The organism is Streptomyces albofaciens JCM 4342, assembly GCF_008634025.1.
Lineage (GTDB): Bacteria > Actinomycetota > Actinomycetes > Streptomycetales > Streptomycetaceae > Streptomyces > Streptomyces albofaciens.
In genome coordinates this window covers 727,115-749,460 of the sequence record NZ_PDCM01000001.1, presented here as the reverse complement: position 1 = coordinate 749,460, position 22,346 = coordinate 727,115, and the positions used below count along the sequence as shown (strand labels likewise).

Genomic DNA, 22,346 nt, shown 5'->3' with positions numbered 1-22,346 from the left:
GTCCCCGGCCTCCGAGCCGGGGGTGTCGTCCCCGCGCGACGAACGCGAGGGGTCGGGTGTCTGCGTATGTACGTATTGCTGTGCGTTTGCGTCGCGCGAAGAAACTGCGAAATGCAGAGAGGTCGGCGTGCGTCAGCCCTGGCGCTGCTTGTGGCGCAGGTTGTCGCAGATCACCATGACCCGGCCGTGGCGGCGGATCACCTTGCACTTGTCGCAGATCTTCTTGACGCTCGGCTTGACCTTCATGGGATGTGAGGTTCTCCGGGTCAGTGCCGCCACCCCACGGGAGGGGGCGTCGACAAGATCTACTTGTAGCGGTAGACGATCCGGCCACGCGTCAGGTCGTACGGAGACAGCTCCACGACGACCCGGTCATCCGGGAGGATGCGGATGTAGTGCATCCGCATCTTGCCGCTGATGTGCGCGAGGACCTTGTGACCGTTCTGAAGCTCCACCTTGAACATCGCGTTCGGGAGGGACTCGATCACGGTGCCCTCGATCTCGATGGCACCTTGCTTCTTGGCCACGCTTCGCCCTTCGAATCGGCTACCTTGATCGACTTCGTACGGATGCATACCCGGAAAACAGGCACACGGATGCACGACAGCCGACGCGTCAGTCTACGTCAGCGTTCCCGAAAAGACGAATCCACGATTATTGCCCACGCTCTGTGATCGTTACGCCTCGGGGGTCGGCCAGGTGCCACGCGCCGTACACACGGGCTCAGGCCAGCGGGTCCGGCGCGGCCTCGATGCCCAGCTCGGCCAGCTTCGCCTTGCCGCCGTCCGGAGCGGTCAGCACCAGCGGGCCCTGCTCGGTCAGCGCGACGGAGTGCTCCCAGTGCGAGGACCAGCTGCCGTCGTTCGACTTGACCGTCCAGTCGTCCTCCAGGACGTGGGTCTTGGCCGTGCCCAGGTTGACCATGGGCTCGATGGCGATGCAGAAGCCGGGGACCAGCTTCGGGCCGCGGCCGCGCTTGCGGTCGACGTAGTTCAGCAGGTGCGGGTCCATGTGCATCTCCGAGCCGATGCCGTGGCCGCCGTAGTCCTCGACGATGCCGTACTTGCCGTTCGCCGGGCGCGGCTGCCGGCGGATGTAGCCCTCGATGGCCTTGGAGATGTCGACCAGGCGGTTGCCCTTGCGGACGGCCGCGATGCCGGCCCACATGGACTCCTCGGTGACCCGGCTCAGCTCGACCAGCTCCGGAGAGTGACCGGAGCCCACGAACGCGGTGTAGGCCGCGTCGCCGTGCCAGCCGTCGATGATCGCACCGCAGTCGATCGAGATGATGTCGCCGTCCTTCAGGACGGTCTCGGTGTCGGGGATGCCGTGGACGACGACGTCGTTGACCGAGGTGCAGATCGTCGCGGGGAAGCCGCCGTACCCGAGGAAGTTCGACTTGGCACCGTGCTCGGCCAGCACCTTGCGCGCGGCGTCGTCCAGGTCCTTGGTGGTCGCGCCGGGCACCGCCACCTCCCGGGTGGCCGCGTGGATGGCGGCGACCACCAGCCCCGCCTCGCGCATCTTCGCGATCTGCTCGGGGGTCTTGATCTCCACCATGGTGGCGTACGCCTTCCTGAACCGACTACTACGACGCTGGGGCGGCCCGCGGCCGCCCCATACACGATACGGCCGCGGTCCCGTTCCCGGGCACCGCGGCCGTACGCGTGGATCTTCGTGGAACTACTCGCCCTTGCCCAGCGCGGCCATCGCGCGCTGGGTGACCTCGTCCACCTTGCCGAGGGCCGGGATCGTGACGACCAGGTCCTGCGCCTTGTAGTGGTCGATGATCGGCTCGGTCTCCGTGTGGTAGACCTCCAGCCGCTTGCGGACGGTCTCCTCGCGGTCGTCCTCGCGCTGGTAGAGGTCGCCGCCGCAGATGTCGCAGACGCCCTCGGTCTTCGGCTTGTGGTAGTCCACGTGGAAGACATGGCTGCTGTCGTTGCGGCAGATCCGGCGGCCGGCGATCCGCTTGACCACCTCGTCCTCCGGGACCTCCAGGTCCAGGACGGCGTCCAGCTTCACGCCCTTGCCCTTGAGGTAAGCGTCCAGCGCCTCGGCCTGGCCGATGTTGCGCGGGAAGCCGTCCAGCAGGAAGCCGGCCTCGGCGTCCGGCTGGTCCATCCGGTCCTCGGCCATCGCGATCGTCACCGAGTCGGGCACCAGGTTGCCCGCGTCCATGTAGGACTTCGCCTCTTTGCCGAGGTCCGTGCCCTGGCTGATGTTGGCGCGGAACAGGTCGCCCGTGGAGATGTGCGGGATCGAGAGGTTCTTGGCGAGGTACGCGGCCTGCGTACCCTTGCCTGCCCCAGGAGGCCCGACGAGGACGATTCGCATCAGCGGAGGAACCCTTCGTAATTGCGCTGCTGGAGCTGGCTCTCGATCTGCTTCACGGTCTCCAGACCCACACCCACGATGATCAGGATGCTCGTCCCGCCGAACGGGAAGTTCTGGTTGGCCTTGAACAGCACCAACGCCACTGTTGGCACCAGCGCGATCAGACCCAGGTACAGCGAGCCCGGCCACGTGATCCGGTTGAGCACGTAGCTGAGGTACTCGGCCGTGGGGCGACCAGCCCGGATGCCCGGGATGAAGCCACCATACTTCTTCATGTTGTCGGCAACTTCTTCGGGGTTGAAGGAGATGGCGACGTAGAAGAACGCGAAGAAGACGATCAGCAGGAAGTACGTGACGATGTAGACCGGGTGGTTGCCCTTGGTGAAGTTGGTCTCGATCCAGACCGCCCAGCCCGCCTTGGACCCGCTGAACTGGGCCACCAGGGCCGGGATGTAGAGCAGCGACGAGGCGAAGATGACGGGGATGACACCCGCCTGGTTCACCTTGAGCGGGATGTAGGTCGACGTGCCGCCGTACGAGCGGCGGCCGATCATCCGCTTGGCGTACTGCACGGGGATCCGCCGCTGGGCCTGCTCGACGAAGACCACCAGGGCGACCATCGCCAGGCCCACCACGATGACGGCGAAGAACTCGATCCAGCCGTCGGCCAGCTTGCCGGACAGCTTGATCTGCCACAGCGAGCCGGGGAAGCCGGCCGCGATGCCGACGAACATCAGGATCGACATGCCGTTGCCGATGCCCCGGTCGGTGACCAGCTCACCGAGCCACATGACCATGGCCGTACCGGCGGTCATCGTGATGACCATGGTGATCGTGGTGAAGATCGAGTCGCTCGGCACGATCTGGTTGGCGAGCTGGCAGCCCTGGAACAGCGCGCCGCTCTTGGCGGTGGCGACCAGGCCGGTGCCCTGGAGGACCGCCAGCGCGACGGTCAGGTACCGGGTGTACTGAGTGATCTTCGCCTGTCCGGACTGGCCCTCTTTCTTCAGGGCCTCCAGACGGGGGATGACCACGGTCAGCAGCTGGAGGATGATGCTTGCCGTGATGTACGGCATGATCCCCAGCGCGAAGATCGTGATCTGGAGCAGCGCACCACCGCTGAACATGTTCACCAGGCCGAAGAGACCGCCATTGGCGCCGGCCTGCTTCATGCAGGTGTCGACATTGGAGTAGTTCACCCCCGGCACCGGAACGTGCGCTCCGAGCCGGTAGACGAGCACGATGCCCAATGTGAACAGCAGCTTCTTGCGCAGGTCGGGCGTCTTGAACGCTCGGGCGAACGCGGTGAGCACGGTGCCTCCTGCGCCTCCCGCCTCTGGAGCGAGAGGTGACGGTCTAAAGGATCGACGGATACAAAGCGGCCAAAACCGCGCAGACATTAGCCCACGCGGTGGGGGCCCGGGGGAAGAACCCCCGGAAAATACAGCAACAGTGCACGCCACCTTACCGGCGACCAGGCCCCCCTTGGAACGACCGACCGGGGATGCCCCAATACGTGGGCATCCCCGGTCAGTTGATTCACTGAGCTCAGATGAGCTCGGTGACGCTGCCACCGGCAGCGGTGATCTTCTCCTTGGCGGAGCCGGAAACGGAGTCCACCGTCACCGTCAGCGCCACGGAGATCTCGCCCTGGCCCAGGACCTTGACGAGCTCGTTCTTGCGCACCGCGCCCTTGGCGACCAGGTCGGCCACCGTGACCTCGCCACCCTGCGGGTAGAGCGCGGCCAGCTTGTCCAGGTTCACGACCTGGAACTGCTTGTGGGCGGGGTTCTTGAAGCCCTTCAGCTTCGGGAGGCGCATGTGCAGCGGCATCTGGCCGCCCTCGAAGCGCTCCGGAACCTGGTAACGGGCCTTCGTGCCCTTGGTACCACGACCAGCGGTCTTACCCTTGGACGCCTCACCACGACCCACACGGGTCTTGGCGGTCTTGGCGCCCGGGGCAGGACGGAGGTTGTGGACCTTCAGCGGGTTGTTCTCCGCCATGTCAGTCGACCTCCTCGACCGTCACGAGGTGGCGGACGGTGTGCACCATGCCGCGGTACTCGGGGCGGTCCTCCTTGACAACCACGTCGTTGACCCGCTTGAGGCCGAGCGAACGCAGGGTGTCGCGGTGGTTCTGCTTGCTGCCGATGATGGACTTGGTCTGCGTGATCTTGAGCGAAGCCATTACGCGTTCACCCCGGCACGCGCCCGCAGCAGAGCGGCGGGAGCAACGTCCTCCAGCGGCAGGCCACGACGGGCAGCGATCTCCTCGGGGCGCTGCAGGCCCCGCAGAGCGGCCACCGTGGCGTGCACGATGTTGATCGGGTTCGACGAACCGAGCGACTTGCTCAGCACGTCGTGGATGCCCGCGCACTCCAGGACGGCGCGCACCGGGCCACCGGCGATCACACCGGTACCGGGGGAAGCCGGCTTGAGCAGGACGACGCCCGCAGCCTCTTCGCCCTGGATCGGGTGCGGGATGGTGCCGGCGATACGGGGGACCTTGAAGAAGTGCTTCTTGGCCTCCTCAACACCCTTGGCGATGGCGGCCGGCACCTCCTTGGCCTTGCCGTAACCGACACCCACGGTGCCGTCACCATCGCCCACCACGACCAGCGCGGTGAAGCTGAAGCGACGACCACCCTTCACAACCTTGGCGACGCGGTTGATTGCGACAACCCGCTCGACGTAAGCGGTCTTCTCGGCAGCTGCGCCGCCGTCCCGCCGGTCCTTACGGTCCCGCCGCTCGCCGCCACCGGCACCGCTGCCGCGGCGCTGGGGTCCAGCCATTGGAATTACCTCTCTCTGTTACTCCCTCCGACGCCGTCACCGGCGCTGGAGGGGCCCAGTAGCTACGGAACCGGGACTTAGAACTTCAGTCCGGCTTCGCGGGCTGCATCGGCCAGAGCGGCAATCCGCCCGGCGTACTGCTTACCACCACGGTCGAACACGACGGCCTCGACGCCGGCGGCCTTGGCGCGCTCGGCGACCAGGGAACCCACCTGCTTGGCCAGGTCCGTCTTGTTGCCCTCGCCACCGCGGATCGACGCGTCCAGGGTCGACGCCGACGCCAGGGTGTGACCCTTGATGTCGTCGATGACCTGGGCGGTGATGCCGCGGTTGGACCGCGTCACGACCAGACGCGGACGCTCCGGCGTACCCGAAATCCGCTTGCGGATGCGGATGTGGCGACGCTTGGCGGCGGCGCGCTTGTAGGCGTCACCCTTCGCGACCTTCACACCGTATGCCATGGCTTACTTACCAGCCTTTCCGACCTTGCGGCGGATGACCTCGCCGGCGTACTTGACGCCCTTGGCCTTGTACGGGTCGGGCTTGCGCAGCTTGCGGATGTTCGCGGCGACCTCGCCGACCTTCTGCTTGTCGATGCCCTCGACGCTCAGCTTGGTCGGGGACTCGACCTTGAACGAGATGCCCTCGGGCGCCTCGACCAGGATCGGGTGGCTGTAACCGAGCGAGAACTCCAGGTTGGAGCCCTTCGCCTGGACGCGGTAACCGACACCGCTGATCTCGAGCGCCTTCGTGAATCCCTGGGTCACGCCGGTGATCATGTTCGCCACCAGCGTGCGGGACAGGCCGTGCAGGGCCTTGTTCTGACGCTCGTCGTTCGGGCGGGTGACGTTGATGACGCCGTCCTCACCCTTGGCGACCTCGATGGGCGCGGCGACGGTGTGCTGCAGGGAGCCCTTGGGACCCTTCACCGAAACCGTGCGGCCGTCGATGGTGACGTCCACACCAGCGGGAACCTGGATGGGCAGCTTGCCAATACGCGACATTGGCTATTCCTCCGTTCCCGGTTACCAGACGTAGGCGAGGACTTCCCCACCCACGCCCTTCTTCTGCGCCTGCTGGCCGGTGAGGAGACCGTGCGACGTGGAGATGATCGCCACGCCCAGGCCGCCGAGCACCTTCGGCAGGTTGGTGGACTTTGCGTAGACCCGCAGGCCCGGCTTCGAGATGCGCTTGATGCCGGCGATCGAGCGCTCGCGGTTGGGACCGAACTTCAGCTCGAGGATGAGGTTCTTGCCGACCTCGGCGTCCTCGACCTTCCAGCCGGTGATGTAACCCTCCTGCTGGAGGATCTCCGCGATGTGCGACTTGATCTTGCTGTGCGGCATCACGACGGTGTCGTGGTACGCCGAGTTCGCGTTCCGCAGACGCGTGAGCATGTCTGCGATGGGGTCAGTCATGGTCATGAATTGGCCTTCGGCCTCTCTCGCCGGGGTTTCCTGTATGCGCCATCCCTCTCCCCGATCAGGGTCGGGACGGGTGCGGCGCGGGGACCTTCGGCGTAGTAAGTCGTTCCTGGGCGGCGGGGCGCCCAACCCTTCTACCCTACGGGATCAAAGGGCGGGGCCCCGCCGAACAGATGCTTACCGAGAGACTCCGGAACCACCCACGTGACTCCTGCCGTCCGCCAGGCCGCCCGTGCGGGCGCTGGTCGGACAGACGGGAAGGGGTGTTTACCAGGAGCTCTTGGTCACGCCCGGCAGCTCGCCACGGTGAGCCATCTCACGGAGGCACACGCGGCACAGGCCGAACTTGCGGTACACGGAGTGCGGCCGGCCGCAGCGCTGGCAACGCGTGTACGCGCGCACAGCGAACTTCGGCTTGCGGGCCGCCTTAGCGATCAGAGCCTTCTTCGCCACGGTCAGTTCTCCTTGAACGGGAAGCCGAGGTGACGAAGCAGGGCGCGGCCCTCATCGTCGTTGGACGCCGTGGTGACCACGGTGATGTCCATGCCCCGCTGCCGGTCGATCTTGTCCTGGTCGATCTCGTGGAACATGACCTGCTCCGTGAGACCGAAGGTGTAGTTGCCCCGACCGTCGAACTGCTTCGGGGACAGACCACGGAAGTCGCGGATGCGCGGGAGCGCGAGCGACAGCAGGCGGTCCAGGAACTCCCACATGCGGTCACCGCGGAGGGTGACGTGGGCACCGATCGGCTGGCCCTCGCGCAGCTTGAACTGCGCGATGGACTTACGGGCCTTGGTGACGGCCGGCTTCTGGCCGGTGATCGTGGTGAGGTCCTTGATGGCACCCTCGATCAGCTTGGAGTCGCGGGCGGCGTCGCCCACACCCATGTTGACCACGATCTTGGTCAGACCGGGGATCTGCATGACGTTCTCGTAGGAGAACTCGTCCTTCAGCTTCCCGGCGATCTCTTCGCGGTAGCGCTGCTTGAGGCGCGGCGCGTTGGTGGTGGCAGTCATCAGATGTCCTCACCGGTCCGCTTGGCAACGCGGATCTTGTTGCCTTCGTCGTCGAAGCGGTACCCGACGCGGGTGACGACCTTCTTGCCGTCCTTCTCCACGACGAGCTGCACGTTGCTCACGTGGATCGGGGCCTCGGTCGTCACGATGCCGCCGGTCTTGGAGCCACGAGCGGTCTGACCGGCCTTGGTGTGCTTCTTGACCCGGTTGACACCCTCGACCAGGACACGGTCCTCGCGGGGGAAGGCCGCGATGACCTTGCCCTGCTTGCCCTTGTCCTTGCCGGTGATGATCTGGACCAGGTCGCCCTTCTTGATCTTCATCGGTTACAGCACCTCCGGCGCGAGCGAGATGATCTTCATGAACTTCTTCTCGCGCAGCTCCCGGCCCACGGGGCCGAAGATGCGGGTGCCGCGGGGGTCGCCATCGTTCTTGAGGATGACGGCCGCGTTCTCGTCGAAGCGGATGTACGAGCCGTCCGGACGGCGGCGCTCCTTGACGGTGCGAACGATGACCGCCTTGACGACGTCACCCTTCTTCACGTTGCCACCGGGGATCGCATCCTTGACGGTGGCGACGATGACGTCACCGATGCCCGCGTAGCGGCGGCCCGAACCACCGAGAACACGGATGGTGAGAATTTCCTTCGCACCCGTGTTGTCGGCGACCCGAAGCCGCGACTCCTGCTGGATCACGTCTATCTCCTGATCGTCTGCCGGTTCCCGGCGGGGGCCTCACTGCAGAGGCCCACCGCCGAGCCTGGCGGAACTGACCTGGGGGAAACCCCCCAGGCGGTATCTAGCGGAATTCCCGAACGGGAAGTTCCTTACTTGGCCTTCTCGAGGATCTCGACGATGCGCCAGCGCTTGCTCGCCGAAAGCGGACGCGTCTCCATCAGGAGGACGCGGTCGCCGACACCGGCAGCGTTCTGCTCGTCGTGCGCCTTGAGCTTGTTCGTACGGCGGATGACCTTGCCGTACAGCGCGTGCTTGACACGGTCCTCGACGGCGACGACGACGGTCTTGTCCATCTTGTCGCTGACGACCAGACCCTCGCGGGTCTTGCGGAAACCGCGCTCGTTCGTCTCAGTCACATTCTTCTCGCTCATCAGGCGCTCTCCACCGTCTCGATGCCGAGCTCGCGCTCGCGCATCAGGGTGTAGATCCGGGCGATGTCCTTGCGGACGGCCTTCAGCCGGCCGTGGTTCTCAAGCTGTCCGGTCGCCGCCTGGAAGCGGAGGTTGAACAGCTCCTCCTTGGCCTCACGAAGCTTCCCAACGAGGTCCTCGTTGTTCAGCTCGCGCAGCTCGGTCGCCTTGGTACCGGCCGCCATCACGACTCACCTGCCTCGCGCCGCACGATGCGGCACTTCATCGGAAGCTTGTGGGCGGCGCGGGTCAGCGCCTCCTTCGCAACCTTTTCGTTCGGGAAGGACAGCTCGAACATCACCCGACCGGGCTTGACGTTCGCGACCCACCACTCCGGAGAACCCTTACCGGAACCCATGCGGGTCTCGGCCGGCTTCTTCGTCAGCGGGCGGTCCGGGTAAATGTTGATCCAGACCTTGCCGCCACGCTTGATGTGACGGGTCATGGCGATACGAGCGGACTCGATCTGCCGGTTCGTCACGTAGGCGGGGGTCACGGCCTGAATGCCGTACTCACCGAAGGCAAGCTCGGTGCCACCCTTGGCCATACCGTTGCGCTTCGGGTGGTGCTGCTTGCGGTGCTTGACCCTGCGAGGGATCAGCATGTCGGTCAGCCCTCCGTTCCGGTGCTCTCAGCAGCCGGAGCAGCGGCAGCGGCCTCGGCCTTGGGGACCTCGGCAGCGGCGTTCTGCTGCGGCTTGCGGCCGCCACGGCCGCCACGCTCGCCACCGCGGCGCGGACGGTCGTTGCCACCGCGGGCCGGGCGGTTGCCCGCACGGGCGGCGGCGTTCTCGGCGCGGACCTCGGCGATGTTCTTGACGTCGCCCTTGTAGATCCAGACCTTCACACCGATGCGGCCGAAGGTGGTCTTGGCCTCGAAGAAGCCGTAGTCGACGTTGGCGCGGAGCGTGTGCAGGGGCACGCGGCCCTCGCGGTAGAACTCCGAGCGCGACATCTCGGCGCCGCCGAGACGGCCACCACACTGGATCTTGATGCCCTTGGCGCCGGCCTTCATCGTCGACTGCATGCTCTTGCGCATGGCGCGACGGAAGGAGACGCGGGAGGACAGCTGCTCGGCGACGGCCTGGGCCACGAGCTGAGCATCGGTCTCGGGGTTCTTGACCTCAAGGATGTTCAGCTGGACCTGCTTGCCGGTCAGCTTCTCCAGTTCGCCGCGGATGCGGTCGGCCTCGGCGCCACGGCGGCCGATGACGATGCCCGGACGAGCGGTGTGGATGTCAACGCGGACGCGCTCACGGGTGCGCTCGATCTCCACCTTCGAGATGCCGGCGCGCTCCATGCCCTTCGTCATCATGCGACGAATGGCGACGTCTTCCTTGACGTAGTCCTTGTACAGCTTGTCGGCGTACCAACGCGACTTGAAGTCGGTGGTGATGCCGAGCCGGAACCCGTGCGGGTTTACCTTCTGGCCCATTACCGGGTTCCTTCCTTGCTGCTGACGACCACGGTGATGTGGCTGGTCCGCTTGCGGATCCGGTAGGCACGGCCCTGGGCACGCGGACGGAACCGCTTCAGGGTCGGACCCTCGTCGACGTACGCCTCGCTGATGACCAGCGTGGAGGCGTCCGTGTGGTCGTAGTTGTGCGCGGCGTTGGCAATGGCGCTGTCCAGCACCTTGCCGACGGGCACGCTCGCGGCCTGCGGGGCGAAACGCAGGACCGCCTGAGCCTCCGTGGCATCCATGCCACGGATAAGGTCCACCACGCGGCGGGCCTTCATGGGCGTGACGCGGATGTACCGCGCCTGGGCCCTGGCTTCCATGGTTGTCCCTTCGGTGTCAGTCATTGGTCTTCGCACTCCGGTCGATCAGCGACGACGCGACTTGCGGTCGTCCTTCTCGTGGCCGCGGAAGGTGCGGGTCGGCGCAAACTCGCCGAGCTTGTGGCCGACCATCGACTCGGTGACGAACACCGGGACGTGCTTGCGGCCGTCGTGCACCGCGATCGTGTGGCCCAGCATGGCCGGGACGATCATCGAGCGGCGGGACCAGGTCTTGATGACGTTCTTGGTGCCGGCTTCGTTCTGAGCATCCACCTTCTTGGCGAGGTGGTCGTCGACGAAGGGCCCCTTCTTGAGACTACGCGGCATCTAAACCCGCTCCTAGCGCTTCTTGTTCGTCTTGCGGCGGCGGACGATGTACTTGTTCGAAGCCTTCTTCGGCGAACGCGTACGACCCTCCTTCTGGCCCCAGGGCGAGACCGGGTGGCGACCACCGGAGGTCTTGCCCTCACCACCACCGTGCGGGTGGTCGACCGGGTTCATCACGACACCACGCACGGTCGGGCGGACGCCCTTCCAGCGCATACGGCCGGCCTTGCCCCAGTTGATGTTCGACTGCTCGGCGTTGCCGACCTCGCCGACGGTGGCGCGGCAGCGCACGTCGACCAGGCGGATCTCACCGGACGGCATACGAAGGTGGGCCATGGAGCCCTCCTTCGCCAGCAGCTGCACGGAGGCACCCGCGGAGCGGGCGAACTTCGCGCCGCCGCCGGGCCGCAGCTCGATGGCGTGGATCGTCGTACCGACCGGGATGTGGCGCAGCGGCAGGTTGTTGCCCGGCTTGATGTCGGCCCCGGGGCCGTTCTCGATGCGGGCGCCCTGCACCAGGCCACGGGGGGCGATGATGTAGCGCTTCTCGCCGTCCGCGTAGTGCAGCAGCGCGATGCGAGCGGTGCGGTTCGGGTCGTACTCGATGTGCGCGACCTTGGCCGGCACGCCGTCCTTGTCGTGACGACGGAAGTCGATCACGCGGTAGGCGCGCTTGTGGCCACCGCCCTGGTGGCGAACGGTCACACGACCGGCGTTGTTACGGCCGCCCTTGCTGTGCAGCGGGCGGACCAGCGACTTCTCCGGCGTGGACCGCGTGATCTCGACAAAGTCGGCGACGCTGGAGCCACGACGGCCCGGGGTCGTCGGCTTGTACTTGCGGATACCCATTTCTCAGTCCTCGTCCGATTCCGGACGACTCGGACTCCGTTAGGAGACCGGGCCGCCGAAGATGTCGATACGGTCGCCCTCGGCGAGGGTCACGATGGCGCGCTTGGTGTTGGCGCGCTTGCCGAAACCGGTGCGGGTGCGCTTGCGCTTGCCCTGCCGGTTGATCGTGTTGACCCCGGTGACCTTGACCGAGAAGACCGCCTCGACGGCCTGCTTGATCTGGGTCTTGTTCGCACGCGGGTCGACGACGAACGTGTACTTGTTCTCGTCCAGCAGCGCGTAGCTCTTCTCGGACACGACCGGCTTGACGAGAATGTCGCGCGGGTCCGTGAAGGACTTGCTGGTAACGGTCGCCTCAGCCATCAGGCGGCGCTCCCTTCGGTCTCAACGGCCTTGGGGCCAGACACGAAGGACTCGAAGGCGGCCTTGGTGAAGACCACGTCGTCGGAGACGAGCACGTCGTACGTGTTCAGCTGGCCCGGCTCCAGGATGTGGACCTGGGGCAGGTTGCGGGCGGACAGCCACGCGGCCTCGTCGGCGCGCTCGGCGACCAGCAGCACGTGCTTGCGCTCGCTGATCCTGCCGAGGAGAGCCTTGGCGGCCTTGGTGGAGATCTCGCCCTCGACCACGCCGGAGACGACGTGGATGCGGCTGTTGCGGGCCCGGTCGGTGAGGGCACCGCGCAGGGCGGCGGCCTTCATCTTCTTCGGGGTCCGCTGGCTGTAGTCACGCGGCACGGGGCCGTGGACGACGCCACCGCCGGCGAACTGCGGAGCGCGGGTCGAACCCTGACGCGCGCGGCCGGTGCCCTTCTGGCGGTACGGCTTCTTGCCGCCGCCGCGGACCTCGCCACGGGTCTTGGTCTTGTGCGTGCCCTGACGGGCCGCGGCCAGCTGCGCGACGACGACCTGGTGGATCAGCGGGATGCTGACCTTCGCGTCGAAGATCTCCGCGGGGAGCTCGACGGTCCCGGCCTTGTCGCCTGCCGGCGAAAGGATGTCAATGGTGCTCATCGGTTACCTCAGGCCCCCTTGGCCGCGGTACGGACCAGGACGAGGCCGCCGTTCGGACCAGGAACTGCGCCCTTGATGAGCAGCAGACCCTTCTCCGCGTCAACGGCATGGACGGTCAGGTTCTGGGTGGTGACCCGCTCGTTGCCCATACGGCCGGCCATCCGCATGCCCTTGAACACGCGGCCCGGGGTGGCGCAGCCACCGATGGAGCCCGGCTTGCGGTGCACGCGGTGGGCACCGTGCGAAGCCTTGCCGCCGTGGAAGCCGTGACGCTTCATGACACCGGCGAAGCCCTTGCCCTTGCTCTTGCCGGTCACGTCCACCTTGACGCCCGACTCGAAGGTCTCGGCGGTCAGCTCCTGGCCGAGGGTGTACTCGCTGGCGTCAGCGGTACGGACCTCGACGAGGTGGCGGCGGGGGGTGACGTCGGCCTTCGCGAAGTGGCCCTTGAGGGGCTTGTTCACCTTGCGCGGGTCGATCTCGCCGAAGGCGATCTGGACGGAGTCGTAGCCGTCCGTGTCGTTGGTGCGCACCTGGGTCACGACGCAGGGGCCGGCCTTCACCACGGTCACCGGGACGACACGGTTGTTCTCGTCCCAGACCTGGGTCATGCCGAGCTTCTCGCCCAGGATGCCCTTGATCTGCTTAGCCATTCTCAGATCACCGACCCTCAGAGCTTGATCTCGATGTCGACACCGGCCGGGAGGTCGAGTCGCATCAGGGAGTCAACGGTCTTCGGCGTCGGGTCGAGGATGTCGATCAGGCGCTTGTGCGTGCGCATCTCGAAGTGCTCGCGCGAGTCCTTGTACTTGTGCGGCGACTTGATGACGCAGTACACGTTCTTTTCGGTGGGGAGCGGCACCGGGCCCGCGACCGACGCACCAGTACGGGTCACCGTCTCGACGATCTTCTTCGCCGACGTGTCGATGACCTCGTGGTCGTAGGCCTTGAGCCGGATGCGGATCTTCTGTCCCGCCATGGCTACTTCGTAGTCCTGTCTCTCGTAACGCTCTGGGACCCGGTACGTTGCCGTTCATCCACCGACCCACGCGGTCGGGCGTGTCGCGCTCTTCCCCGTAGATCTCCGCAGGGGCGATCCTTCGAGAAGGAGAACGTGGGGGATGAACACCCACCGGGCGCCTGGCTGAGGCACCCCGCTGACGCTTCCCGGAAGATTCCCGTACTTCCGCCCCTGATAAGAGGCGACGAATACCTAGGACTCGCTTCCAGTCCTCCCGGCGGGAGGCGCGCAGCATCGGCACTCAACCGAGCAACCTGGACAGTGTGCCATACGAGCGGCGAACGCCGCCAATCAAGCCCGAGATCGTACACCGCCCCGTGCCCCGCCATGACACGACCCCGCCCACGACACGCCGGATCCGGCCGGTGCGGGCCGCGTCGCCGCAGGCCGGAGCGGGTGCACGCGTGACGTCACGCCGCGATCGCCATCTGCCACTGGATGCGGGCGGGTTCCTCCGTACGGCGGTCCCCGGTCTCCATGGTGAAGGCGGCGCGCGGGTGGTCGCGGACCAGGCGGAGCCACTCCGCGACCGTGGCCGCGGCCGGTACGGGCACCACGCGGCCGGAGCGGGCCGGGCCGCGGCTGGACAGCACGGTGACGGTGAACCGGTCCGTCTCGGTGACCAGCACCGCGTCGTGCGGGAAGCGCGCCACGCATTCCATCACGCCGCGCGCGGGCTCCTGCCCGTCGGCCACGACCAGGACGTGGTCGCCGTGCTCGTCCGTCGTCCCGTCGAGCCCCGCCAGCAGCGTCAGGAAGCGGCTTATGTGGCGGCTGCTCAGCTCGTCGATGACGCGCTGGCGCCCGTCCTTGAAGCCCGGGGTGGTGGCGAACCGGAAGGTCAGCGAGATCCGGCCGGCCAGCGCCACGTCGATCTGCGCCATCTCCTCGCGCGTGGGGTACGCGGCGCCGTCGTCCAGGCCGTACGCGGCGAGCCAGCGGTTGACCTCGGACCACAGCCACGCCTGGGACCGGCCGACGGTCCCCTCCGGGGCCGGGAAGGGCGCGCCCCGGGCCTTGCGCGCCCCGGCGGCCCACTGGGCGACGTTCTGCCGCGAGCGCCCCGTGCGCTCGGCGATCTCGTGTATGCCGACCAGGTCGCGGTCCAGGCGGCACACCCGCAGGCGCGGCACGGCGGCCCGTATCGCGGACGCGGCTTCGAGCGCGGCCTGCACCGCGCAGTCACCGGACCGGGCGACGCTGACCAGGTCGACGCCGCCGGCCCGCGCCAGGAGGGCGTCACAGGTCTCGCGCAGCGCGTCGACGGCGTCCTGGTCGTCGACGGTCGCGCCCGTGACGACGAAGGTGAAGTCGTAATCCATGGCGGCGGCCCCCTAGTCCTCCGGCAGGGTCCCAGAGTGTGTTGTCGTTCGTCAACAGACAAAGCATGACAAAACCCATCACATCCCGCTCGGGCAACTGCCGCAAAACGCACGCACACCGACGGCCCACCTCAGTTGACGCAGCGGTCACGCCTCGTCGCGCGGCATGCCCGTCAGACTGCGGTTCGGCGCCTCGCCGGGCAGCGGGCACCGGGCCGCCATCCGGTCGATCACACGGGCGTGCGCGCTCGGACTGCGCGGTGTGCCCGCCACGGGAATGACCGTGCAGCGGCTCTCGCACGGGCAGTACAGGCGCCCCCAGTGCCCGTCCTTGCGCAGCACCCAGCCCCGGGCGGCCCACTTCTCCAGGACGCGCCGTACGTCCTTCTTGGGGTGATCGGAGGGCCTGATCTCGCTGCCGACCATCCGCTCACCGCCCGTCGGCGGATACGGCCGACTCCCGGACCCCGCGACGCGCGGGCGCCTTCGGGACGGCGGTGGGGCCGGCGCTGCGCGCGGCAGGGGCGACGGGGTGAGCAAATACCACGAGAGGCTGACTCCTCTGGTGCCGACGGGACTTCTTGTGGCGACGCCTGGTCCCCCTCGGCGCGCGCCGCCCCTCCCCGGGCCGTCACGCTCCGACATCAGTACGTTACTCCAAATGACGGACGGCATTCGGCAATGGGCGCACGCCACACCCCGCGACCCGATCTTCCGCGGACGCACGCCCCGCTCCCCCGCACTCCGATTCACCACCGTGCGCTCCCCGGCACCCGCGACCGCCGAGCGTGAAAATACCGCCGCCGCGACGGAAAGCACGCGGCATTCGATTTGCCGCAAAATCCTATAGCTCACAAGAAATGGAAGCCGTCCGAATGAAGCTGGGGAGCCGGTGACTGAAGGCCCCCGCCAAGGGAATCCTGTTTCCCGTGCCGAGGGGCCCGAATAGGAGGGGCCTTCACGACCTCTCCTGGGACCGGGGCCTCCGGGCCGGCTCCGGCACGTACGGCCCACACGGCCCCCGGCGACGGCCCGGACCCGGCGCCGTAAACATGAACCCGCCTCCCGCGGCGGAATTCTTCGTGCTCCCCGCCGCGCCGATTTCCGCACGGCGGTACGACCGGAACCTGCCGCCCTACCCCACGCGTGCCCTGCCGGTCCCGTAAGACCGGCCGGCGGCTCATCGGTATATCCCGCACCTACGTCCCGTACCGAGGAATCACCCACCCGCCTATGCACACAACCACGCCGAAATCCCCCGCCAGGACTTTCCACCACCGGAGGAAGTGCCATGCCCCTGAACCCGCCACCCGAAAACGGCCCGTCGGCGCCGCCCCGTGTGATCGCGGTCAGCGGCCCGGCCCACGTGGGGAAGAGCACCCAGTTGCGGCTGCTGGCCCGCCGTACGCCGCGGCTCGACGTCTGCCACCCCGCGGAGGAGCACGCCCCCCAGTGGCCGGCCCTCCTCGGTACGGACCGCACCGGCTGGTGGCTCCGGGACGTCTCCTACCAGGAGCTGGCGGATGTGCTCGCCGCCTCCTTCCTGACCCGCGCGCGGCAGCCCAACGCGGGTGGCCTGCGCTGCGTACGGCAGGGCCTGCCCATGCTGGAAGCGACGCTGGCGGCGGTGGCCGCGGTGCGCGAGGCGCGCACGACGGCGCGCGCGGCCGATGTCGCCCGGGCCGCGCTCGCCCCGTACCGCGCCGCTCTGTGCGCCGCCGAGGAGAGCGAGTACGGCGTCGTCCTGCTGCACGACGAGGACCCCGCGCAGGGCCTGGCACGCGGTCTGGCCCGGTCACCGGCCCCGAGCGGGCTTCTGGAGAACTACCAGCGCCGCCTCCACGAACAGATTCACCGCCTCGTCGACGAAGGGCGGTTCGACACGGCCGTCGTCGTCGGCGACCGGCCGGTCATCGACATCCAGCACGAACTCCGGCAGCACCTCCACCGGCGGTACCCGGCGGTCCCGGAGTGTGCGCTCTCCCGCGTACGGGTGGTGGCGCTGGGCGGCGACAGCGACCCGGAGCGCGAGGCCGCGGGTGAATACCTGCGCACCCGGCGCGGCTATGCCCGCCTGGATGCCGCGCACCTCGCCGGTGGGACGGCAGCCGATGACGTGACCTGGGCCGAATGCCTCACCGACGGCCTCGACCGGTACTGCGCCGCGCATCCCTTCCTCGATCGGGTGAGTATCGAGCCCGTACGTGCCCCCGGCGCGCTCGCGGAGCTGCGCAAGATCTTCGGCGACCGGCTGCGGGTCCGGAACGGGCCGCCCGCCGGGCGGGCCGCCACCGCTCCCTGGGCCCGGCTGGCGCTTCAGCGCGATCTCGACCGCCTGGCCTTCGACTCGGCCTGGACGTTCCGGCCGCCGAAGCCCGTCTCCGTCCACAGCCTGGGGTTGCCGCCGTGCCTCGGCGTCCACCTGCGCGCGCTGCGCGAGCGGCTCACCCGGCCGTTTCCCGTCGTGGACCTGATCGCGGTGACCGGCAGCGCGGCCCGGGGAACGTACGAGCACGGCCGGAGCGACCTGGACGTCCTCGTGCTGACGCCGCAGGAGCGGCTCTCCGGGCTCCGTCGGGTGTGCGCGGACCTGGCACCCGGACTGGCCGGGGCGCGGCTGACGATGACGGTCCTGACCGAGGACGAGTTCCGCGCGGGCGCCCTGCCGCCGCGGCTGCTGCACGTCCTCACCCTGAGCGGGGCGGGCGCGCTCGCGCCCCTGTGGTGCGCCCCCGGCCTCGCCCTGCCCGTACCGGACGCCGTGACGTACGCGGAGGGCAGCCTGCGCGACGGCGTGCGGGCCGCCGTCGCCATCCGCAGGCAGCTCCTGCTGGAGGACCCGGACCCGTACGCGCTCCACAAGGCCACCGCCCTCCTGGCGAAGATCATGCTCCGGGTGGAGTGCGGTGCCGAGTACCCGGCCGACGACCAGGCCATCGAGGCCTTCCGCCGGCGGCAGGGCGACGGCGGTGGTGACGGGCCCGACGACGTACGGCACGACCGGGCCGGGGTCGAACGGACGGCCGGGGACGTGCTGCGCGGCTGGCTGGCGACGTGCGCCGCCGGACCGGCGGGCGCCGCACCGGAGACCGGGTTCCCGGGCACCGGTGCTCCCGGACACCGCTGACCGCGTACGGCCGAAAAGCGCCCCCCGAACCGGTCGAGCCGCCCTCACGCGAGTAGGCGACCGCGCCGGTCACCCCACCGGCCGCGCAGCCACCGCCCCGGGGCTCCGCCGCACGTCCCCGCCCGGCACCGGCTCCGAGGCGTCCGCGCCCACACCGACGATGCGGTTGTCCGCGTCGACGTGCACCACGCGCGGCCGCAGCGTACGGGCCTCGGCGTCGTCCACCTGCGCGTAGCTGATGAGGATCACCAGGTCGCCGGGGTGTACGAGGTGGGCGGCGGCGCCGTTGATGCCCAGCACGCCGGAGCCGCGCTCGCCCTCGATGATGTACGTCTCCAGGCGGGCGCCGTTGGTGATGTCGACGATGTGGACCAGCTCGCCGGGGAGCAGATCGGCGGCGTCCAGCAGGTCGGCGTCGACCGTCACCGAGCCGACGTAGTGCAGGTCCGCCTGGGTGACGGTGGCCCGGTGGATCTTGGACTTGAACATGGTGCGCAGCATGCGTCACTCCTGGAAGCAGGGTCGCGTCCTCCGGTGAGGTACGCGCCGACCCGCACATGCTAGGCAGCCCGCGACGGAAGCAGAAGGCCTCCCAGGCCGTCGGCGGGCGGCGACAGGCGCCCGGAAACAGCGAGAAGCCCCGCTCACCCGAAGGTGAGCGGGGCTTCCCTGAGCGCTCGGAAGAGCTGCCGGGTCTCCCCGACCGTCAGGAATTACTTGACGATCTTGGTGACCTGGCCGGCGCCGACGGTCCGGCCACCCTCACGGATGGCGAACTTCAGGCCCTCCTCCATGGCGACCGGCTGGATCAGCTGGACGGACATGGAGGTGTTGTCGCCCGGCATGACCATCTCGGTGCCCTCGGGGAGGGTCACGACGCCGGTCACGTCCGTGGTACGGAAGTAGAACTGCGGGCGGTAGTTGTTGAAGAACGGGGTGTGGCGGCCACCCTCGTCCTTCGACAGGATGTACGCCTGCGCCTCGAACTCCGTGTGCGGGGTGACCGAGCCCGGCTTGATGATGACCTGGCCGCGCTCGACGTCCTCGCGCTTGATGCCACGGAGCAGCAGACCGACGTTCTCACCGGCCTGGCCCTCGTCGAGCAGCTTGCGGAACATCTCGATGCCGGTGACCGTGGTGGTGGTCTTCTCGGTCTTGATGCCGATGATGTCGACGGTCTCGTTGACCTTGAGGACACCACGCTCGATACGACCGGTGACAACGGTGCCACGGCCGGTGATCGTGAAGACGTCCTCGATCGGCATCAGGAACGGCTTGTCGGTGTCGCGCTCCGGCGAGGGGATGGCCTCATCGACGGCGTTCATCAGGTTCAGGACCGACTGGCCCCACTCCTTGTCGCCCTCCAGCGCCTTGAGCGCCGAGACCTTGACGACCGGAACGTCGTCGCCCGGGAACTCGTACTCCGAGAGGAGCTCACGGACCTCGAGCTCGACGAGCTCCAGGATCTCCTCGTCGTCCACCATGTCGGCCTTGTTCAGGGCGACGACGATGTACGGAACGCCGACCTGGCGGGCCAGGAGCACGTGCTCCTTGGTCTGCGGCATCGGACCGTCGGTCGCGGCGACCACGAGGATCGCGCCGTCCATCTGGGCGGCACCGGTGATCATGTTCTTGATGTAGTCCGCGTGACCCGGGCAGTCGACGTGGGCGTAGTGACGGTTCTCCGTCTGGTACTCGACGTGCGCGATCGAGATGGTGATACCGCGCTGGCGCTCCTCGGGAGCCTTGTCGATCTGGTCGAAGGCCGAGGCCTCGTTCAGGTCCGGGTACGCGTCGTGCAGCACCTTGGTAATGGCGGCCGTGAGGGTCGTCTTACCGTGGTCGATGTGACCGATGGTGCCGATGTTGACGTGCGGCTTAGTCCGCTCGAACTTCGCCTTCGCCACTGGGGTCCTCCTGTGGAGTGGTTCTGTACGCCTTACTCATCGGCGCCAGGTGATCTTTGCTGGGGTGCCGGCTGCCGGGCCCACCCCGCGGGTGGCGGGGACGGGCCCCGGCAGACGGTGTCAAGCCTAAAGCGTGTTCCGACTCGGGGGAGCCGGGACTACTCGCCCTTGGCCTTCGCGATGATCTCCTCGGCGACGTTCCGCGGAACCTCGGCGTAGGAGTCGAACTGCATCGAGTAGCTTGCGCGACCCGAGGTCTTGCTGCGGAGGTCTCCGACGTAGCCGAACATCTCCGAGAGCGGAACCAGGCCCGTGACGAGCTTGGCGCCGGCGCGGTCCTCCATGGACTGGATCTGACCACGGCGCGAGTTGATGTCGCCGATGACGTCACCCATGTAGTCCTCGGGCGTCGTCACCTCGACCTTCATCATCGGCTCCAGCAGGGCCGGGCTGGCCTTGCGGGCGGCCTCCTTGAAGGCCATCGAACCGGCGATCTTGAAGGCCATCTCCGAGGAGTCGACCTCGTGGAACGCACCGTCGAGGAGCACGACCTTGACGCCGGTCAGCGGGTAGCCGGCGAGCACGCCGAACTCCATGGCCTCCTGGCAGCCCGCGTCCACGGACGGGATGTACTCCCGCGGGATGCGGCCACCGGTGACCTTGTTCTCGAACTCGTACCCGTCGCCCTCAAGCGGCTCCAGCGCGATCTGCACCTTCGCGAACTGACCGGAACCACCGGTCTGCTTCTTGTGGGTGTAGTCGTAGCGCTCGACCGCCTTGCGCAGCGTCTCACGGTAGGCGACCTGCGGCTTGCCGACGTTGGCCTCGACCTTGAACTCACGCTTCATACGGTCGACCAGCACGTCGAGGTGCAGCTCGCCCATACCCGCGATGATGGTCTGGCCGGTCTCCTCGTCCGTGTGGACCTGGAAGGACGGGTCCTCCTCGGCGAGGCGCTGGATGGCGACACCCAGCTTCTCCTGGTCGCCCTTGGACTTGGGCTCGATGGCGACCTGGATGACCGGGGCCGGGAACTCCATCGACTCCAGGATGACCTGGTTCGACGGGTCGCAGAGGGTCTCACCGGTGGTGGTCTGCTTCAGACCCATGACGGCGACGATGTCACCGGCACCCACCGACTCGATCTCCTCACGCTTGTTCGCGTGCATCCGGTAGATCTTGCCGATGCGCTCCTTCTTGCCCTTCACCGAGTTGGTGACCTGCGAGCCGGCCTCAAGGCGGCCCGAGTACACCCGGATGAAGGTGAGCTTGCCCAGGTGGGGGTCGCTCGCGATCTTGAAGGCCAGCGCGGCCAGCGGCTCGTCCTCGGAGGGACGGCGCTTGATGACCTCGTCCGCGTCGTTGACGGCGTGGCCCTCGATGGCCTCGACGTCCAGCGGCGACGGCAGGTAGCGCACGACGGCGTCGAGCAGGGGCTGCACGCCCTTGTTCTTGAACGCGGTGCCGCAGAAGACCGGGGTGACGGTGGTGTCGCCGCCCTTGCCGGAGTTGATGGTGATGCGGCGGATCGCCGCGTGCAGCTGCTCCTCGGTGGGCTCCTGGCCCTCCAGGTACAGCTCCATCATCTCTTCGTCGTTCTCGGCGACGGCCTCAAGGAGCTTGCCGCGCCACTCGTCGGCGGCCTCGGCGTGCGTGGCCGGGATGTCGATCGTGTCGTACATCTCGCCCTTGGCGGCCTCGGCCGACCAGACCAGCGCCTTCATGGAGACGAGGTCGATGACGCCCTTGAAGTCCGCCTCGGTGCCGATCGGCAGCTGCATCACGATCGGGGTCGCGCCCAGGCGGTCCACGATCATGTCGACGCAGCGGTGGAACTCCGCACCGGTGCGGTCGAGCTTGTTGACGAAGCAGATACGCGGCACGCCGTAGCGGTCCGCCTGGCGCCAGACGGTCTCGGACTGCGGCTCAACACCGGCAACGCCGTCGAACACCGTCACGGCACCGTCGAGCACGCGCAGCGAGCGCTCCACCTCGACGGTGAAGTCGACGTGGCCCGGGGTGTCGATGATGTTGATGGTGTGGTCGACGTTGTTCAGCGGCCAGTGGCAGGTCGTCGCGGCAGACGTGATCGTGATGCCGCGCTCCTGCTCCTGCTCCATCCAGTCCATCGTGGCAGCGCCGTCGTGGACTTCACCGATCTTGTAGGAGACACCGGTGTAGAACAGGATCCGCTCGGTGGTGGTCGTCTTGCCCGCGTCGATGTGGGCCATGATCCCAATGTTGCGGACCTTGGCCAGGTCAAGCGAAGTGGTAGCCATAGT

32 protein-coding genes are annotated in these 22,346 nt (G+C 67.8%); 1 reads left to right on the top strand and 31 read right to left on the bottom strand.

Annotated elements, in window-relative coordinates; translation table 11 throughout:
* Positions 1–132: 132 nt before the first annotated feature.
* The 28 genes from rpmJ to CP973_RS03445 all read right to left on the bottom strand — a co-directional run bounded on the left by rpmJ (position 133) and on the right by CP973_RS03445 (position 15,456).
* On the bottom strand, positions 133–246 hold the full coding sequence (rpmJ, locus tag CP973_RS03585) for a 50S ribosomal protein L36 (RefSeq protein ID WP_003956441.1): 114 nt from the start codon (positions 244–246) through the stop codon (positions 133–135).
* Between the two features lie 59 nt (positions 247–305).
* Complete coding sequence (gene infA, locus CP973_RS03580) at positions 306–527, bottom strand: translation initiation factor IF-1 (RefSeq protein ID WP_003956442.1); 222 nt, start codon at positions 525–527, stop codon at positions 306–308.
* A gap of 196 nt (positions 528–723) precedes the next feature.
* Positions 724–1,560, bottom strand: a complete 837-nt coding sequence (gene map / locus CP973_RS03575; protein WP_150237448.1) for a type I methionyl aminopeptidase — start codon at positions 1,558–1,560, stop codon at positions 724–726.
* Between the two features lie 123 nt (positions 1,561–1,683).
* A complete protein-coding gene (locus CP973_RS03570; protein WP_030589659.1) occupies positions 1,684–2,337 on the bottom strand; it encodes an adenylate kinase in 654 nt (217 codons plus the stop codon).
* Positions 2,337–3,650, bottom strand: a complete 1,314-nt coding sequence (gene secY, locus CP973_RS03565; RefSeq protein ID WP_150237447.1) for a preprotein translocase subunit SecY — start codon at positions 3,648–3,650, stop codon at positions 2,337–2,339. Before secY ends, CP973_RS03570 begins: the two co-directional genes overlap by 1 nt.
* 235 nt (positions 3,651–3,885) lie before the next feature.
* Entirely contained in the window at positions 3,886–4,341 is a 456-nt protein-coding gene (rplO, locus tag CP973_RS03560; protein ID WP_004571840.1) for a 50S ribosomal protein L15, read from the bottom strand.
* Between the two features lies 1 nt (position 4,342).
* Positions 4,343–4,525 (bottom strand): 50S ribosomal protein L30, encoded by a 183-nt coding sequence (rpmD, locus tag CP973_RS03555; protein WP_004571839.1) that lies wholly within the window; start codon positions 4,523–4,525, stop codon positions 4,343–4,345.
* Complete coding sequence (gene rpsE / locus CP973_RS03550) at positions 4,525–5,130, bottom strand: 30S ribosomal protein S5 (RefSeq protein ID WP_004571838.1); 606 nt, start codon at positions 5,128–5,130, stop codon at positions 4,525–4,527. The genes rpmD and rpsE overlap by 1 nt, the downstream gene beginning before the upstream one ends.
* A 77-nt stretch (positions 5,131–5,207) precedes the next feature.
* Positions 5,208–5,591 carry a 50S ribosomal protein L18 gene (rplR, locus tag CP973_RS03545; RefSeq protein ID WP_030375637.1) on the bottom strand — a complete coding sequence of 128 codons (384 nt, stop codon included), beginning with the start codon at positions 5,589–5,591 and terminating at the stop codon, positions 5,208–5,210.
* 3 nt (positions 5,592–5,594) lie between these two features.
* Positions 5,595–6,134 carry a 50S ribosomal protein L6 gene (gene rplF / locus CP973_RS03540; RefSeq protein ID WP_004571836.1) on the bottom strand — a complete coding sequence of 180 codons (540 nt, stop codon included), beginning with the start codon at positions 6,132–6,134 and terminating at the stop codon, positions 5,595–5,597.
* 21 nt (positions 6,135–6,155) lie between these two features.
* Positions 6,156–6,554, bottom strand: a complete 399-nt coding sequence (rpsH, locus tag CP973_RS03535; RefSeq protein WP_150237446.1) for a 30S ribosomal protein S8 — start codon at positions 6,552–6,554, stop codon at positions 6,156–6,158.
* Between the two features lie 267 nt (positions 6,555–6,821).
* Complete coding sequence (locus CP973_RS03525; RefSeq protein WP_004571834.1) at positions 6,822–7,007, bottom strand: type Z 30S ribosomal protein S14; 186 nt, start codon at positions 7,005–7,007, stop codon at positions 6,822–6,824.
* Positions 7,008–7,009: 2 nt separating this feature from the next.
* Positions 7,010–7,570: a 50S ribosomal protein L5 gene (gene rplE / locus CP973_RS03520; protein ID WP_030016984.1), complete on the bottom strand. Its 561-nt coding sequence runs from the start codon at positions 7,568–7,570 to the stop codon at positions 7,010–7,012.
* On the bottom strand, positions 7,570–7,893 hold the full coding sequence (gene rplX / locus CP973_RS03515) for a 50S ribosomal protein L24 (RefSeq protein ID WP_004571832.1): 324 nt from the start codon (positions 7,891–7,893) through the stop codon (positions 7,570–7,572). Before rplX ends, rplE begins: the two co-directional genes overlap by 1 nt.
* A gap of 3 nt (positions 7,894–7,896) precedes the next feature.
* Positions 7,897–8,265, bottom strand: a complete 369-nt coding sequence (gene rplN / locus CP973_RS03510) for a 50S ribosomal protein L14 (protein WP_003974257.1) — start codon at positions 8,263–8,265, stop codon at positions 7,897–7,899.
* A gap of 131 nt (positions 8,266–8,396) precedes the next feature.
* A complete protein-coding gene (gene rpsQ / locus CP973_RS03505; protein WP_030589651.1) occupies positions 8,397–8,678 on the bottom strand; it encodes a 30S ribosomal protein S17 in 282 nt (93 codons plus the stop codon).
* A complete protein-coding gene (gene rpmC / locus CP973_RS03500; RefSeq protein WP_004571830.1) occupies positions 8,678–8,902 on the bottom strand; it encodes a 50S ribosomal protein L29 in 225 nt (74 codons plus the stop codon). The genes rpsQ and rpmC overlap by 1 nt, the downstream gene beginning before the upstream one ends.
* Complete coding sequence (gene rplP, locus CP973_RS03495) at positions 8,902–9,321, bottom strand: 50S ribosomal protein L16 (RefSeq protein WP_004571829.1); 420 nt, start codon at positions 9,319–9,321, stop codon at positions 8,902–8,904. Before rplP ends, rpmC begins: the two co-directional genes overlap by 1 nt.
* Before the next feature lie 5 nt (positions 9,322–9,326).
* Positions 9,327–10,151 (bottom strand): 30S ribosomal protein S3, encoded by an 825-nt coding sequence (gene rpsC, locus CP973_RS03490; RefSeq protein WP_150237445.1) that lies wholly within the window; start codon positions 10,149–10,151, stop codon positions 9,327–9,329.
* On the bottom strand, positions 10,151–10,498 hold the full coding sequence (gene rplV / locus CP973_RS03485) for a 50S ribosomal protein L22 (RefSeq protein WP_009997296.1): 348 nt from the start codon (positions 10,496–10,498) through the stop codon (positions 10,151–10,153). The genes rpsC and rplV overlap by 1 nt, the downstream gene beginning before the upstream one ends.
* A gap of 45 nt (positions 10,499–10,543) precedes the next feature.
* Entirely contained in the window at positions 10,544–10,825 is a 282-nt protein-coding gene (rpsS, locus tag CP973_RS03480) for a 30S ribosomal protein S19 (RefSeq protein WP_150237443.1), read from the bottom strand.
* A 12-nt stretch (positions 10,826–10,837) separates the two neighbouring features.
* Entirely contained in the window at positions 10,838–11,674 is an 837-nt protein-coding gene (gene rplB / locus CP973_RS03475) for a 50S ribosomal protein L2 (protein ID WP_030677025.1), read from the bottom strand.
* Between the two features lie 39 nt (positions 11,675–11,713).
* On the bottom strand, positions 11,714–12,037 hold the full coding sequence (gene rplW / locus CP973_RS03470; RefSeq protein WP_030589643.1) for a 50S ribosomal protein L23: 324 nt from the start codon (positions 12,035–12,037) through the stop codon (positions 11,714–11,716).
* A complete protein-coding gene (gene rplD / locus CP973_RS03465) occupies positions 12,037–12,687 on the bottom strand; it encodes a 50S ribosomal protein L4 (RefSeq protein ID WP_150237442.1) in 651 nt (216 codons plus the stop codon). The genes rplW and rplD overlap by 1 nt, the downstream gene beginning before the upstream one ends.
* Positions 12,688–12,695: 8 nt before the next feature.
* A complete protein-coding gene (gene rplC / locus CP973_RS03460) occupies positions 12,696–13,340 on the bottom strand; it encodes a 50S ribosomal protein L3 (protein WP_150237439.1) in 645 nt (214 codons plus the stop codon).
* 17 nt (positions 13,341–13,357) lie between these two features.
* The gene (gene rpsJ, locus CP973_RS03455) at positions 13,358–13,666 is read right to left on the bottom strand and encodes a 30S ribosomal protein S10 (RefSeq protein WP_004571821.1); all 309 of its coding nucleotides are present in this window, start codon (positions 13,664–13,666) and stop codon (positions 13,358–13,360) included.
* Positions 13,667–14,118: 452 nt separating this feature from the next.
* Positions 14,119–15,030 (bottom strand): helix-turn-helix transcriptional regulator, encoded by a 912-nt coding sequence (locus tag CP973_RS03450; RefSeq protein ID WP_150237437.1) that lies wholly within the window; start codon positions 15,028–15,030, stop codon positions 14,119–14,121.
* A 147-nt stretch (positions 15,031–15,177) separates the two neighbouring features.
* Positions 15,178–15,456, bottom strand: a complete 279-nt coding sequence (locus CP973_RS03445) for a hypothetical protein (protein WP_150237436.1) — start codon at positions 15,454–15,456, stop codon at positions 15,178–15,180.
* An 865-nt stretch (positions 15,457–16,321) separates the two neighbouring features.
* Here CP973_RS03445 and CP973_RS03440 point away from each other — a divergent pair.
* Positions 16,322–18,157 carry a nucleotidyltransferase domain-containing protein gene (locus CP973_RS03440; protein ID WP_150237434.1) on the top strand — a complete coding sequence of 612 codons (1,836 nt, stop codon included), beginning with the start codon at positions 16,322–16,324 and terminating at the stop codon, positions 18,155–18,157.
* A 69-nt stretch (positions 18,158–18,226) separates the two neighbouring features.
* Here the strand turns inward: CP973_RS03440 and panD are convergent, their stop codons facing one another.
* The 3 genes from panD to fusA form a co-directional block, all read right to left on the bottom strand.
* On the bottom strand, positions 18,227–18,658 hold the full coding sequence (gene panD / locus CP973_RS03435; protein WP_150237432.1) for an aspartate 1-decarboxylase: 432 nt from the start codon (positions 18,656–18,658) through the stop codon (positions 18,227–18,229).
* A 212-nt stretch (positions 18,659–18,870) separates the two neighbouring features.
* On the bottom strand, positions 18,871–20,064 hold the full coding sequence (tuf, locus tag CP973_RS03430; RefSeq protein WP_030589621.1) for an elongation factor Tu: 1,194 nt from the start codon (positions 20,062–20,064) through the stop codon (positions 18,871–18,873).
* A 158-nt stretch (positions 20,065–20,222) separates the two neighbouring features.
* Positions 20,223–22,343 (bottom strand): elongation factor G, encoded by a 2,121-nt coding sequence (gene fusA, locus CP973_RS03425; protein WP_150237431.1) that lies wholly within the window; start codon positions 22,341–22,343, stop codon positions 20,223–20,225.
* Positions 22,344–22,346 lie beyond the last annotated feature (3 nt).

Excerpts from the sequence above, each read along its gene's own strand:
- rpsS (WP_150237443.1), bottom strand. The coding sequence starts at position 10,825 with ATGCCGCGTAGTCTCAAGAAGGGGCCCTTCGTCGACGACCACCTCGCC.
- rpmC (WP_004571830.1), bottom strand. The coding sequence starts at position 8,902 with ATGGCGGCCGGTACCAAGGCGACCGAGCTGCGCGAGCTGAACAACGAG.
- rplX (WP_004571832.1), bottom strand. The coding sequence starts at position 7,893 with ATGAAGATCAAGAAGGGCGACCTGGTCCAGATCATCACCGGCAAGGAC.
- rpsE (WP_004571838.1), bottom strand. The coding sequence starts at position 5,130 with ATGGCTGGACCCCAGCGCCGCGGCAGCGGTGCCGGTGGCGGCGAGCGG.
- rpsH (WP_150237446.1), bottom strand. The coding sequence starts at position 6,554 with ATGACCATGACTGACCCCATCGCAGACATGCTCACGCGTCTGCGGAAC.
- rpmJ (WP_003956441.1), bottom strand. The coding sequence starts at position 246 with ATGAAGGTCAAGCCGAGCGTCAAGAAGATCTGCGACAAGTGCAAGGTG.
- rpsQ (WP_030589651.1), bottom strand. The coding sequence starts at position 8,678 with ATGAGCGAGAAGAATGTGACTGAGACGAACGAGCGCGGTTTCCGCAAG.
- CP973_RS03445 (WP_150237436.1), bottom strand. The coding sequence starts at position 15,456 with ATGGTCGGCAGCGAGATCAGGCCCTCCGATCACCCCAAGAAGGACGTA.
- CP973_RS03450 (WP_150237437.1), bottom strand. The coding sequence starts at position 15,030 with ATGGATTACGACTTCACCTTCGTCGTCACGGGCGCGACCGTCGACGAC.
- rpsJ (WP_004571821.1), bottom strand. The coding sequence starts at position 13,666 with ATGGCGGGACAGAAGATCCGCATCCGGCTCAAGGCCTACGACCACGAG.
- rplP (WP_004571829.1), bottom strand. The coding sequence starts at position 9,321 with ATGCTGATCCCTCGCAGGGTCAAGCACCGCAAGCAGCACCACCCGAAG.
- rpsC (WP_150237445.1), bottom strand. The coding sequence starts at position 10,151 with ATGGGCCAGAAGGTAAACCCGCACGGGTTCCGGCTCGGCATCACCACC.
- rplD (WP_150237442.1), bottom strand. The coding sequence starts at position 12,687 with ATGAGCACCATTGACATCCTTTCGCCGGCAGGCGACAAGGCCGGGACC.
- fusA (WP_150237431.1), bottom strand. The coding sequence starts at position 22,343 with ATGGCTACCACTTCGCTTGACCTGGCCAAGGTCCGCAACATTGGGATC.
- rplF (WP_004571836.1), bottom strand. The coding sequence starts at position 6,134 with ATGTCGCGTATTGGCAAGCTGCCCATCCAGGTTCCCGCTGGTGTGGAC.
- rplE (WP_030016984.1), bottom strand. The coding sequence starts at position 7,570 with ATGACTGCCACCACCAACGCGCCGCGCCTCAAGCAGCGCTACCGCGAA.
- rplB (WP_030677025.1), bottom strand. The coding sequence starts at position 11,674 with ATGGGTATCCGCAAGTACAAGCCGACGACCCCGGGCCGTCGTGGCTCC.
- rplC (WP_150237439.1), bottom strand. The coding sequence starts at position 13,340 with ATGGCTAAGCAGATCAAGGGCATCCTGGGCGAGAAGCTCGGCATGACC.
- rplR (WP_030375637.1), bottom strand. The coding sequence starts at position 5,591 with ATGGCATACGGTGTGAAGGTCGCGAAGGGTGACGCCTACAAGCGCGCC.
- CP973_RS03440 (WP_150237434.1), top strand. The coding sequence starts at position 16,322 with ATGCCCCTGAACCCGCCACCCGAAAACGGCCCGTCGGCGCCGCCCCGT.
- rplV (WP_009997296.1), bottom strand. The coding sequence starts at position 10,498 with ATGGAAGCCAGGGCCCAGGCGCGGTACATCCGCGTCACGCCCATGAAG.
- map (WP_150237448.1), bottom strand. The coding sequence starts at position 1,560 with ATGGTGGAGATCAAGACCCCCGAGCAGATCGCGAAGATGCGCGAGGCG.
- rplW (WP_030589643.1), bottom strand. The coding sequence starts at position 12,037 with ATGGCTGAGGCGACCGTTACCAGCAAGTCCTTCACGGACCCGCGCGAC.
- CP973_RS03570 (WP_030589659.1), bottom strand. The coding sequence starts at position 2,337 with ATGCGAATCGTCCTCGTCGGGCCTCCTGGGGCAGGCAAGGGTACGCAG.
- panD (WP_150237432.1), bottom strand. The coding sequence starts at position 18,658 with ATGCTGCGCACCATGTTCAAGTCCAAGATCCACCGGGCCACCGTCACC.
- rplO (WP_004571840.1), bottom strand. The coding sequence starts at position 4,341 with ATGGCGGAGAACAACCCGCTGAAGGTCCACAACCTCCGTCCTGCCCCG.
- rpmD (WP_004571839.1), bottom strand. The coding sequence starts at position 4,525 with ATGGCTTCGCTCAAGATCACGCAGACCAAGTCCATCATCGGCAGCAAG.